This window comes from Chachezhania antarctica (assembly GCF_003646465.1).
Taxonomy (GTDB): domain Bacteria; phylum Pseudomonadota; class Alphaproteobacteria; order Rhodobacterales; family Rhodobacteraceae; genus Chachezhania; species Chachezhania antarctica.
In genome coordinates this window covers 339,794-352,134 of sequence record NZ_QZEX01000002.1, presented here as the reverse complement: position 1 = coordinate 352,134, position 12,341 = coordinate 339,794, and the positions used below count along the sequence as shown (strand labels likewise).

The following is a 12,341-nucleotide window of genomic DNA, read 5'->3' as shown; positions in this document are numbered from 1 at the left end:
GTCGCACCAACAACAGAGCTTCCTGCACCTGCACGCCCGATTGTCGTTCGTGCGTATCCCGCTCTGGGCCAACACCATCTGACGCGTCAGATCTTGGGGCGTGTCTCGGCCGTGCGGTACCAGCCGCCCACGGCCGCCTCGAAGGCCATGGCGGCCTGGAAGGCGATTTCGTCCCGGTAGGTCGGCGCCACGATCTGCATGCCCGTGGGCACGCCTTCGTCGCCGAAGCCGGTGGGGACAGAGATCACGGGGCAACGGCTGTGCATGTTGAAGGGCGGCGTCAGCACCCAGCCCATGGACGGGTCGATGTTGACCCCGTCGATGCTCAGCCCCTCCTGCGTCGCGTCGAAATCGGCGGTCACCGCGGGCACGGCCGTGGTGGGACAGATCAGGCAATCGTAGTCTTCCAGCAGCGGGCCCAGCTTCTTGTAGCTCTGGCCAGCGACCTCCAGCGTCTTCACGAAATCCGCGCCAGTCGATTTGACCGCGTTCGACGCGATCCGGTGGACATAGGTCGTCAGCAGGTGGCCGTATTCCGGCATGGCTTCGGTCAGCGAGCCGCCGAACAGGTGGCCTAGGTAGCCGAAGCAGGCCTCGGGCACTTCGGGACCCCAGCCGATGTCGATCTCGGTCACCTCGGCGCCCAGATCGCGCAGGATCTGGGCCGCCGCACGGGTGTTGCGCTGCACGTCCTCGCGCACGCGGTAGCTGCCAAGATCCATCGACAGGGCGATCTTCCAGCCCTTGATGTCGGGGTATTCGGTCGGTAGCACCAGCTTGGGGTAAAGGGAGGCAATGTCATGCGGATGCGGCCCGCACATGACGTTCTGCATGAGGACAAGGTCCGAGATCGACCGCGCCATCGGCCCGGTATGGCAGTAGAAATCGTAGTTGAACGGGACGTCGTCCGGGTTGCGACCATAGGGCGGCTTGTAGCCCACCACACCCGAACAGGACGACGGCACGCGGATCGACCCGCCGATGTCCGATCCCGTGGCCAGCGACGTCGTTCCCAGCGCCAGCGAAGCGCCCGATCCGCCCGACGATCCGCCGGGCGTGTAATCGGTGTTCCACGGGTTGCGCGTGGTGCCCCAGATCCGGCTCCAGCAGATCACGGCGGCGCAATATTCTGGCGTCGTGGTGCGGGCGTGGCAGATGCCGTTCTCGCCCAGGATCCGGGCGTTGTTGGGCGATGTGCTGTCGGATGGCGGGTCGTTCTCGTGCAGGAGCGAGCCGTGGGATGTCTGCTGCCCCTCGATCACGCTTTCGTCCTTAATGGCGACGGACAGGCCGTCGAGCACCCCTTCCGGCGCACCCTTGGCCCAACGTGCCTCTGATGCGCGGGCGGCGTCCATGGCCTTGTCGTAATGGGTGTAGGCGAAGGCGTTGATCGTGTCGGCATGCGCCTCGGCCCGCGCGATCTGGGCCTCCAGCAGTTCGACCGGAGACAGGGATTTGTCCGCGAACCGCGCCAGCGCCTCAGTGGCGGTGAGGTAAAGAAGATCGTCACTCATATCTGGTCTGTCCTTCACATTTGCCTGTCGCGGCGCATCAGCGCCGCATCGCGCCCGAGGCCGACAGGGAGGGCGGGTGGGTCGTCCGAGGGCGCGATCCCGCCCATCTCATTTCCCAGGGGGCACATTGACAACCGTGCCCCCCACGCCAAGGTTCCCCCGACGGCGGTCACCGTCCGACGCCCGGTAGGGTGCGTGGTCCCCACGCACCGCGCGTCACGAAACCTCCCGCACAATGGCCTCGACCCCCGCCAGCCAGTCCGCCAGATGCGCCGGCACACCGGATGCCACGGGCCAGCTCGACAGCTTCACCGCCACGATGCCCCGGTCGGGATCGACATAGATATGCTGCCCGTGGATCCCCAGCGAGACATGGGCGCGGCCGCCCCTGTCCGGGATCCAGAACTGGTTGCGATAGCACCCGTTGGGGAACATCGCCTGCAGGTAATCATTCGCCAGCCCGTGCGGGCCGGAGCGGATATCGTCGATCCACGCCTTCGGCACCACCGGCACGCCATCGCGCATCCCGTCTTCCAAAAGCAGCCGCCCGAACCGCGCCATGTCGCGCAGGGTGATGCAGAACCCGCCATCGGCCAGCGGGTAGTTTGCGCGGTCGACGGTGAAGAACCCGTCGCGCTTGGCCCCCATCGGCGCCCAGAGGCGCGTCGAGGCCAGCTCGGCCAGCCCGGCACCGCCCACGCGTTCAAGGATGTAGCCCAGCATGTCGGTTTCGATCGACCGGTAGTCGAACCGCTCCCCGTGGGGCGCGTCGGCCTCGGTCAGGGACATGATCAGGTCCCAGGTTGAATAGCGCAGCTTCGTCGGGTCGGTCTTGGGGTGTGGCGGCTTCAGATTGGCCGCGACATCCACCAGGTAGATATGCGAATCCGGATCGCCGTAGCTTTCGTCGAACAGAACGCCCGTCGTCATGTCCAGAACCTGCTGAACCGTCGAACCCTTCCAGGCGGTGGCTTCAAGTTCCGGCAGGTATTCCGTGACCGGCGCGGTCACGTCCAGCAGCCCGTCGCCGATCAGCGTTCCAGCCACGGCCGAGGCGACGCTTTTCGAGACCGAGAAAATGATGTGCTGCGTCGCGGGCGTCATCCCGTTCCAATAGCCTTCGGCCACGATCCGGCCGTTCGCCCAGACCAGCGTCGCGTCGGTATAGGTGTCGTCGAGGATCTGCGCCCAGGTCTTGGGACCTTCCGCCAGATCGACCTTCAGGTCTGCGAAATCGGAAACCGCCGCAGGCATCTCCCACACGGTCTCTCCACGCGGCACATCCACCGTCGTCGCGACCGATCGCATGTTGCGGAAGGCCCAGCGGTTCCACGGCGGGTTGTCCCAGTCGAGCGCGGGCACGCGCCACTCGGGCGGGACGGGGGCGCCTTCCATTATGGGAAGCGGCGGCTCGGAATTCTTCCATGTCCGGGTCATCGGGCAGGGCTCGCGGATCTTGGCTGCTGGGGTGGCTTGGGAACGGGGAAGGGGTGGACCGCCCGGGGCTGCGTCAAGGGCCGGGCAAAACGCCCGGCCCCTCAACTCACTTCTGAAGGTCGGTCCAGATCCGGGTGTAAAGGTTTTGCACCTCGGGCGGGCAGGTGGGCGAGAACTTGCCCGCCGATTTCAGCTCGGCCGGCACGATGATCTCGCGCGCGGTCTTCATGTCGTCCGGCATGAATTCTTCCGACCCTTCGATCCCGTTGGCATAACGCGCAAATTCGGAAATGAGCGCAGCGTTTTCGGGATCCATGATGAAGTTCTGGAATTCCTTCGCTTCCTCGACATTCTTCGCGTCCTTCAGCACGGCGACGGAATCCATCCAGACGATGTAGCCTTCCTTGGGATAGCCATAAGCGATGTCGGGGTTCTGCAGGCGCATCCGGAAGGTCGAGCCGTTCCAGTTCACACCGGCCCAGAGATCTTCCTTGGCGAACTTCTCAAGGTTGCCGTAATCCATGCCCAGCCAGCTTTCCTTGGCCTTCATCAGGCCGGTATGGACCTTCTTCAGGATCTCCTTGTCGTCGGTGCAGGGCTCACCGCCGTAATACATGATCGCAAGGCTCATCACGTCGCCCATTTCCGGCACGACGTTGATCTTGCCGACCAGTTCCTCGGGCGGCTCCAGCCAGATGGCCGAGGTATCGATATCGCCGTCATAGTACTTGGTGTTCACGACAACGCCGGTCGTGCCCCACTGCCATGGCACGGTGTAATGCCGGCCCGGATCCCAGTCGACATCGACCCAGACCGGATCCATGTTCTTGAAGTTTTCCATCTGGTCGGGACGCGATTCCAGCAGCAGGTCTTCTTCCTTGTAGATCTGCACCCACGAGTTCGACGGCACGACGATGTCGAAGCCATGCCCGCCGGCCTGCACCTTGGCCAGCGCGGTCGAGTTGCTGTCGTAGTCGGTGATCGTCACGTCGATCCCGGTTTCTTTCTCGAATTTCTCGATCAGCTTGGGGTTGGTGTAGTTGCCCCAGTTGTAGATCTGCAGCTCGCGCGCGGAGGCGGCGCCGGCCATCAGGGCCATGGCCGATGCGGCGATGAGAAGCTTGTTCATGATACTCTCCGTTGATGTTTGTCGATATGTGGGCCGGCTTCTTTTCGGCCGGGTTGGAGTTGGGGATCAGCGGCGGTTGCTGCTGACCCAGAAAAAGATCGTGACCAGGAAGGCCCCGGCGAAGACGACGACCGTGGAAATCGCGTTGATCTCGGGTGTCACGACGCGGCGCAGCTGGCCCAGCATGTAGGTGGGCAGCGTGTCCTGGCCGGCGGATTTGACGAACTCGGTGATGACGACATCGTCCATCGAGATCACGAAGGCCAGCATCAGGCCCGCGATGATGCCCGGCATCATCATCGGCAGGGTGATCCGCCGGAAGACCTGCCAGCGCCCGGCGTAAAGATCGGCCGCGGCCTTTTCCAGCGTGTCGTCCATCGTTTCCAGCCGCGCGCGGATGGGGAGGTAGGCAAAGGGGATGCAGAAGGCCGTGTGCGCCGCGATCAGGTAGATCATCGAGGTATGCCCGGTGGCCACCTTGACCCATGCGAAGACGATCAGCAAAGCCACCGCCGTCACGATTTCCGGGATCATCAGGGGCTGGTTGATCAGCGCGTAGATCATCGTCTTGCCGGGAAAGTGCCGTGTCCGCGTGGTGGCCAGCGCCGCCATCGTCGCCGCGACCGTGGCGACCGAGGCGGAGATGCCAGCAAGATAAAGCGATCGGATCGCGGCGCTTTGCACCTGCTCGTTCGCGGCGGCGCGGTAGTACCATTTCAGAGAGAAGCCTTCCCAGATCGCCAGCGAATCCCCTGCGTTGAACGAAAAGGCCACAAGGATCACGAGCGGCGTGTAGATCGCCACGAAGGTGAAGATCGCGATGGCGGCAAAGCCCGGAATGGTCTGGACGGAGAAGGGCGCGCGTTCAGCCATCTTTTCTCTCCTGCGAGGTGACACGGATGTAGAAGATCAGCGCCACCATCACGATGACCATCAGCGTGAACGACAGCGAGGCCCCCAGCGGCCAGTTGCGACCGGCGCCGAACTGAAGCTCGATCAGGTTGCCGAACATCAGGTTCTTGCCGCCCCCCAGCACGCGCGGCACCACGTAGGCGCCAAGGCAGGGCACGAAAACAAGGATCGAACCGGCGATGATCCCCGGTTTCACCAGCGGCAGGATCACCCGGTAGAACGCCTGCCAGCGCGATGCGTAAAGATCATAGCACGCTTCCAACAACCGCTTGTCCAGCTTTTCGACGGCCGCATAGATCGGCAGCACCATCAGCGGCAGGTAGACATAGGTCATGCCCAGCCCGATGGCGAAGTTGGTGAACATCATCTGGACCGGTTCGTCCACGATGCCCACGAAGACGAGCACGTTGTTGATCACGCCCTCGGCCCGGATCATCTCCTGCACGGCGATGGTGCGGACCAGAAGGTTGGTCCACGACGGAACCGTCATCAGGAACAGCCACAATTCGCGCCGGCCGGGCGGGCGGGTAGAGATGAACCACGCCGTGGGCAGCCCAAAGATCAGCGTCAGCGCGGTCGTGATCATCGACAGCGACAGGCTGCGCCAGAAGATCGACAGGTGGGCATCGGCCCATTGCAGCGTGTCGTCGAAGATATCCCGCTGCATCAGGATCGACGACCATGCATCGGTTGAAAATTCCCATTTCACACCGCTGTAGTTGCCGGGGGTGAGAAAGGAATAGAGCAGCATCACCGACAGCGGACCGGCGGCGAAAAAGAAGATGATCAGGATCGAGGGCAGCGACAGGAACCAGCGCTGGCGCACGTCGCGGCTGGAATGTTCCGCTTCGAGCGCGCCGGGCTCGGCCGGGGCATCGAGGGGCAGCGCCTCGGATTCGGGGGTCACATAGGCCACGCGTCAGTCCTTCAGCACCGAAAGGGCGCCCGGCTGGATGCCGATGCGAACCTGCGCGCCTTCTTCCGGCATCCCGCTGCCCGTGGGCGCATTGGCCAGCCGCAGCTTCACCGGTTCGCCGGACTGTTCCAGTCGCGTGTGCATGCTCGTCGCCTCGCCGGAATAGACCACCGTTTCCACGCGGGCGGGCAGGGCGTCTTCTGCATCGGACAGAAACGCATGTTCCGGGCGCAGCAGGACCGAGACATCGCCATCGGCCACGTTGGCCGGATTTTCCACCGGGAACGTGCCGCCCGCCTTCAGCGTGACACTGCCGCCCGACAACCTGGCATCAAGGAAGTTCGATTCCCCGATGAAGTTCGCCACGAACCGTTCGGCGGGGCGCTGGTAGATTTCTTGCGGGCTGCCGATCTGGAGGATCTTGCCCGCGCTCATCACCGCGATCCGGTCCGACATCGTCAGCGCTTCTTCCTGGTCATGGGTGACGAAGATGAAGGTGATGCCGGTTTCGTGCTGAAGCCGCTTCAGCTCCATCTGCATTTCCTTGCGCAGCTTCAGGTCCAACGCGGACAGCGGTTCGTCCAGCAGCAGCACTTCGGGCTTGGGCGCCAGCGCGCGGGCAAGGGCCACCCGCTGTTGCTGACCGCCCGAAATCTCGGACGTGCGGCGCGCCTTCATGGCCTGCATCTGCACCAGCGTCAGCATCTCTTCGACGGTCTGGTTGATCTCTGCCTTGGGCTTGCCAAGCATTTCCAGCCCGAACTTGATGTTGTTCGCCACGCTCATGTGCGGGAACAGCGCATAGTTCTGGAACACCGTGTTCACGGGGCGCTTGTTCGGCGGCAGGCGCGAGATGTCCTTGCCGTTCAGCCACAATTGACCGGAGGTCGGCGGCTCGAACCCCGCGATGACCCGCAGAAGGGTGGTCTTGCCACAGCCCGAGGGCCCGAGAAGCGTGAAGAATTCGTTCCGCCGAATCCGGACCGAGACGTTGTCCAGTGCGCGGACCTCATCTTCTCCGCGGTAGATTTTCGAGATCTTGCGCGCGTCGATCGCGATCTCGCGCGTGTTTGACGTATCGCCCGGCATCGGCGCAGGTTCAGCCACATCTGTCTGGGCTTGCATGATGGTGTTCGGACCCCCGTCTTGGCCTGTTTCCGTGGTGGTGCCCACGGTTTCGTTCTGCCGAGCGTAGCGGAGGTTTTGCATGATGGGCAACTGTCGCGTAAAAGCAGGGCGGAAATTTGATCATTTTTTCCGCACTTTCCGCCGGACCCTGCGCACATTCACCGCGCAACGCTTCCCGGGGTTGCAGCGGGCTGATAGCAACACCCGGCGACGGGAAAAGGAGCCGCACGATGGCACAGGCCGACAAGATCATCCTTAACGCGAAAGTCCTGACGATGGATCCCGCGAACGCCACGGCGCAGGCCCTGGCCATTGCCGGGGACACGATTCTCGCGGTCGGCTCAGGGGACGAGATCGAAGCCATGGCCGCCCCGGACGCCCGCCGGATCGACGCCCGGGGCGCGACCGTCATGCCGGGATTTGTCGAAGCGCACCTGCACCTGTTCATGGGGTCCATGGGCCGGCGGCTGTTGCAACTGGGCGACGTGGAAGGCCTGCCCGCGCTCCGCAAGGCACTGCAGGGCTACGCGAAAGACAACCCGGACGAGGGCCTCTTGTTCTGCAAGGGGGCAAGCTACAACCTCTTCGGCGATGGCATCATGACCACCCGCCAGATGATCGACGAGGCGCTGGCCGACCGTCCGGTCCTGCTGATGTCCGACGACCACCATACCTGTTGGGCCAACACCATCGCGCTGGAAAAGGCGGGGATCCTGCACGGAAAGGACACTGCCGTGGGCACCGAGGTGGTCATGGCCGACGACGGCACCGCGGCGGGGGAACTGCGCGAATACGATGCCTATGAATCGGTCATGAAACTGCGCACCTCGGGCGGGCGCGAGAGCCTCGGCATGGACGGGCTGGAGCCCGGCCCCCTGACCGACGCGCAGCGCGAGGAGGACATCGAGGTCCTGACCGAAGGCCTGAACTACTGCGCGTCCTTCGGGTTCACGTCGCTGCACAACATGGACGGCAACCGCTACCAGCTGGAACTTCTGGCCGAGATCGAACGCCGCGGCGACCTGGTTTGCCGGATCGAGGTGCCGTTCCACCTGACGCCGTCCAAGCCTCTGGAAACGCTCGAAGAAGCGTCCGCCATGCAGGCCGATTTTCAGACCAGCCACCTGAAATGCAACCGGGTGAAGATGTTCATGGACGGCGTGATCGACAGCGGCACGGCCTACGTGATCGACGGCTATGCCGACCAGCCCGACTGGTGCTCCGACCCTCTGCACAGCCAGGAACGCTTCAACGCGGCGGCCATCGACATCGACCGCCGCGGCCTGCAGATCTCGGTCCACGCGATCGGCGACGCGGCCGTGCGGTCGGTTCTGGATGGCTATGCCGCGGCCGAGGCGGCCAACGGCAAGCGCGACAGCCGCCACCGGATCGAACATATCGAGATGATCGACCCGTCGGATCTGGACCGCGTGCGGGACCTTGGTGTCGTGGCTTCGATGCAGCCGTCGCACCCGCCGGGCGCGATGGATTTCCCGCTGCAGCCCTGGGTGTCGAAAGTGGGTCCGAAGCGACTGGCCCACGCCTTCCCGGTGCAGTACCTGCGCGACCGCGGCGTGAAGATCGCGTTTGCGTCCGACTGGCCGGTGGCCGATGTCGATCCGATGCGCGGTGTGCAGGCGGCGGTGACGCGGAAAGCCTGGCAGGCGGGGGACCCCTCCCACGCCTCGACCCTTATGGAGGCGCTGCACGACTACACGGCGGGCGGGATCTACGCAGGTCACGACGAGGACCGGCTGGGCCGGCTCGCGCCGGGGCTTCAGGCCGACATCGTGGTGATGGACCACGACCTTGAGGCAATGCCGGTCGAGGAGCTGGGCACCGCCCGCGCGGCCCTGACCCTTTGCGCCGGGCGCGTGACCTGGGAGGCCTGAGCTTTCCGGCCTTGTCAACGCGCTTAGGGCGCCGGGGGCTTTGCCCCCGTCCGGGCCTGCGGCCCGGACTCCCCCAGAATATTCGGGAAAAGAAGAACAGGGGAAAACGGGGAAGCGACCTGCCTGGACTGTCCGGGCGCCGCTAGTCTTGGCCGAGCCTCCGCTTCTTTGGTCTCCAAATACCTCGGGGGTGTGGGGACAGCGTCCCCACGCGGCCCTCTGTCTGCAACATGCGACCGGCGGGCCTGTTCGGTGAAGGTGGGGAGTACTCGGCGCTTGTTGGCGCTGCCCCCCGTCGCTACGCTTTCGTCTGTGCAGGGAAGGGGAGTTCGGACATGGGAACGCTGTCGGGAAAACGGGCGTGGATCACGGGGGCCGGGACGGGGCTGGGCGCGGCATCGGCCGTGGCCCTGGCCGAAAGCGGGGCCGAGATCGTGCTGACGGGCCGCCGGGTCGGGCCGCTGGGAGAGATCGCCGCGGAAGTGGAGGCGGTCGGCGGCACCGCGGAAGTGCTGCCGCTCGACGTCAGCGACCGCGACGCCGTGGCAGAGGCCGCGGGAAAGCTGGGGCAGATCGATATCCTGTTTGCCAATGCCGGGCTGAACGTGCCGAAACGGTCGCTGTCCGATCTTGCCACCGCGGACTGGGACACGGTCGTGTCAGTGAACCTGAACGGTGTGCTCTACGCAATACAGGCGGTGTTGCCGTGGATGCGGGCCGCGGGCGCTGGCACGCTGATCCTGACCGGGTCGTGGGCCGGGCGCTATGGCACGCGCATGACGGGCGCTGCCTACAATGCCACCAAGCGCGCGGTGATCGCGCTGGGGGAGGCCGTCAACGAGGAGGAGGGCGGCCACGGGATCCGGGCGACCGTCCTGATGCCGGGTGAGGTCGCGACGCCGATCCTCGACGCACGCCCGGTGCCGCCGTCGGACACCCAGAAGGCGCGCATGCTGCAATCCGAGGATCTGGCAGCCACCGTGCGCTTCATCGCAGAGATGCCGCCACGGGTCTGCATCAACGAGATCCTGATCTCTCCCACGTGGAACCGGTTCTACCGCGGGATGGAAGAAGTGCCGGGGCATTGACGGCCGATTGCAACGAGGAGGGGCGTAGGATGAGCTACAAGGCCGTCTCGCGCCTGCGTGGGCATTGCCTGTGCGGCGATTGCATGTTCGAGCTGGCGGGCGCCCCCAACTGGGTGGGCCACTGCCATTGCGAAAGTTGCAGGCGGGCGACGGCTTCTCCCTTCACAACGTGGCTGGGGCAGGAGAACGGGCGCTGGCGGTTCCTGGGCCAGGATCCGGTCGTCCATACCAGCAGTCCCGGCAACCGGCGCGGGTTCTGCGGCACTTGCGGATCGCCGTTGTTCTACGAATCCGACCGCTTCCCGAACGAGGTGCATTTCTACGTGGCGCTGCTGGACACGCCCGAGGTGCTGAGCCCCGGTGTCCACTATCATTCCGCCGAGATGCTGCCATGGATCCACATGGACGACGGGCTGCCGCGGAGGTAGGCCGGCGCGGCGCGCAAGGAGCTGCGTCGCAAATTCAGGCCGACAGCGCGCGGGTCAGGGTCTCCACGGTCCCTTCGGCGATCTCGTCGCGGCTTTTTGGGCCGTCGGGCCTGTACCAGTGGGCGATCCAGTTGATCGCGCCGGACACCAGAAAGGCGGCAAGCTGCGGATCCTGGGCCCGGATCGAGCCGTCGGCAATGCCCTCGTCGATCAGACCGCGCAGGATCGCGTCGATCTCGCGCTTCAGGGCGCGGAATTTTGCGCGGCTGGCAGGCGACAGTTCCGCGTCGCCGGTGCGGCTGACGCAGATGCCGAAATCCTCGGTCATCGCCAGCGCATAGGCGTGGATCAGGTCCTGCATCCGGTCCAGCCCCGTGCCGCCCCGTGCGGCCGCCCGCGCGGTGCCCTCGCGGATCTGGGCCAGCCCCATGCGCACGCATTCGAACAGGATTTCGTCCTTCGACGCGAAGTAGTGATAGATCGTGGGCTTGGTGACCTGCAGGGCGCTGGCGACGTCGGCCATCGACGTGGCGCGAAAGCCGTTCTCGTTGAATTGCCGCGCCGCCATCCGCAGCACGGCCATCCGCTTGGCCTGCCGTTCGGCGTCTGCGTCGGGCCGGTCGCTCCACGGTGAATCGGCAGGGGCGGGCATGGCGTGCATCCGTTGATCAGGGTGGCAGGTTGACTGTTGCGTCGGCAGTATACCCGCTGGTAAAGTCGCGTCAAATCCCGACAGCGGGGACAGGAGGATACGTGATGTTGCTGACCGAAGACCAAGAGATGATCCGCGACATGGCGCGGCGTTTCGCGGCCGAAAAGCTGGCGCCGAAATCGGCGGAGTGGGACCGGACGAAGGAGTTTCCCGCGGCCGAGATCGCCGAGATGGGGGCGCTTGGCCTTCTGGGCATGCTGGTGCCCGAGGACTACGACGGCTCGCTGACCGATCACGTGGCCTATGCCGTGGCGCTGGAGGAGATCGCGGCAGGCAACGGTGCGATCTCGACCGTCATGTCGGTGCACAACTCGGTCGGCTGCGTCCCGATCCTGCGCTTCGGGTCCGACGATCTGAAGGACCGGTTCCTGCGCCCCATGGCGAAGGGCGAGAAGCTGGGCGCGTTCTGCCTGACGGAACCCCATGCGGGGTCCGATGCTTCCGCCCTGAAAACGCGTGCGGTGCGGACCAATGCAGGCTGGCGCCTGAATGGGGTGAAGCAGTTCATCACCTCGGGTCTGAATGCCGATGTGGCTATCGTCTTTGCCGTGACCGAACCTGACGAGGGCAAGAAGGGCATCTCCGCCTTCGTCGTGCCGACCGATACGCCGGGCTACCGCGTTGCCTCGCTGGAGGACAAGCTGGGCCAGTCCCTGTCGGACACCGCCCAGATCGCGCTGGAAGACGTGGAGGTCCCGGCCGAGAACATGCTGGGAGAGGAGGGCGCGGGCTATCGCATCGCGCTGTCGAACCTTGAAGGCGGGCGGATCGGGATCGCCGCGCAATCGGTGGGTATGGCGCAGGCGGCGCTGGACGCGGCGCTGGCCTATGCGCAGGAGCGGACGTCGATGGGGTCGACCCTGATGGGCCACCAGGCGGTGGCGTTCCGGCTGGCGGACATGGCCACGAAGATCGAGGTCGCCCGCCAGATGGTGCTGCACGCCGCCGCCATGCGCGATGCGGGCCGGCCAGCGCTGAAGGAGGCGTCGATGGCCAAGCTCTTCGCGTCGGAGATGGCGGAGAAGGTCTGCTCGGACGCGATCCAGACGCTGGGGGGATATGGCTACACCAAGGATTTCCCGGTCGAACGGATTTATCGCGATGTGCGGGTGTGCCAGATCTACGAAGGCACGAGCGACATTCAAAGGCTGGTCATCGCGCGCGCGCTCGCCGGCTGAGGCAAAA

Annotated in this window: 11 protein-coding genes; 4 read left to right on the top strand and 7 right to left on the bottom strand. The window is 65.0% G+C overall.

The features are described from left to right. Positions 1-86: 86 nt before the first annotated feature. The 6 genes from D4754_RS05440 to D4754_RS05415 all read right to left on the bottom strand — a co-directional run bounded on the left by D4754_RS05440 (position 87) and on the right by D4754_RS05415 (position 6,997). A complete protein-coding gene (locus tag D4754_RS05440; protein WP_121061901.1) occupies positions 87-1,514 on the bottom strand; it encodes an amidase in 1,428 nt (475 codons plus the stop codon). 216 nt (positions 1,515-1,730) lie between these two features. Continuing rightward, complete coding sequence (locus D4754_RS05435; protein WP_121061900.1) at positions 1,731-2,951, bottom strand: serine hydrolase domain-containing protein; 1,221 nt, start codon at positions 2,949-2,951, stop codon at positions 1,731-1,733. Between the two features lie 106 nt (positions 2,952-3,057). Further along, the gene (locus D4754_RS05430; RefSeq protein ID WP_121061899.1) at positions 3,058-4,080 is read right to left on the bottom strand and encodes an extracellular solute-binding protein; all 1,023 of its coding nucleotides are present in this window, start codon (positions 4,078-4,080) and stop codon (positions 3,058-3,060) included. A 66-nt stretch (positions 4,081-4,146) separates the two neighbouring features. Then, entirely contained in the window at positions 4,147-4,953 is an 807-nt protein-coding gene (locus tag D4754_RS05425; RefSeq protein ID WP_121061898.1) for an ABC transporter permease, read from the bottom strand. Beyond that, positions 4,946-5,878, bottom strand: coding sequence for an ABC transporter permease (locus tag D4754_RS05420; protein ID WP_420837202.1), 933 nt, complete (start codon positions 5,876-5,878; stop codon positions 4,946-4,948). Before D4754_RS05420 ends, D4754_RS05425 begins: the two co-directional genes overlap by 8 nt. Before the next feature lie 33 nt (positions 5,879-5,911). After that, the gene (locus D4754_RS05415; RefSeq protein ID WP_121062247.1) at positions 5,912-6,997 is read right to left on the bottom strand and encodes an ABC transporter ATP-binding protein; all 1,086 of its coding nucleotides are present in this window, start codon (positions 6,995-6,997) and stop codon (positions 5,912-5,914) included. Between the two features lie 269 nt (positions 6,998-7,266). On the opposite strand from D4754_RS05415, the gene D4754_RS05410 reads away from it, so the two are divergent. The 3 genes from D4754_RS05410 (at position 7,267) to D4754_RS05400 (ending at position 10,444) form a co-directional block, all read left to right on the top strand. Next, a complete protein-coding gene (locus D4754_RS05410) occupies positions 7,267-8,928 on the top strand; it encodes an amidohydrolase (RefSeq protein ID WP_121061897.1) in 1,662 nt (553 codons plus the stop codon). A gap of 335 nt (positions 8,929-9,263) precedes the next feature. After that, positions 9,264-10,016, top strand: coding sequence for an SDR family oxidoreductase (locus D4754_RS05405; protein ID WP_121061896.1), 753 nt, complete (start codon positions 9,264-9,266; stop codon positions 10,014-10,016). A 29-nt stretch (positions 10,017-10,045) separates the two neighbouring features. Beyond that, positions 10,046-10,444 (top strand): GFA family protein, encoded by a 399-nt coding sequence (locus D4754_RS05400; protein WP_121061895.1) that lies wholly within the window; start codon positions 10,046-10,048, stop codon positions 10,442-10,444. 34 nt (positions 10,445-10,478) lie between these two features. Here D4754_RS05400 and D4754_RS05395 read toward each other — a convergent pair whose 3' ends face one another. Then, positions 10,479-11,096, bottom strand: a complete 618-nt coding sequence (locus D4754_RS05395; RefSeq protein WP_163025786.1) for a TetR/AcrR family transcriptional regulator — start codon at positions 11,094-11,096, stop codon at positions 10,479-10,481. A 104-nt stretch (positions 11,097-11,200) separates the two neighbouring features. On the opposite strand from D4754_RS05395, the gene D4754_RS05390 reads away from it, so the two are divergent. After that, on the top strand, positions 11,201-12,334 hold the full coding sequence (locus D4754_RS05390) for an acyl-CoA dehydrogenase family protein (protein WP_121061893.1): 1,134 nt from the start codon (positions 11,201-11,203) through the stop codon (positions 12,332-12,334). Positions 12,335-12,341: the final 7 nt, after the last annotated feature.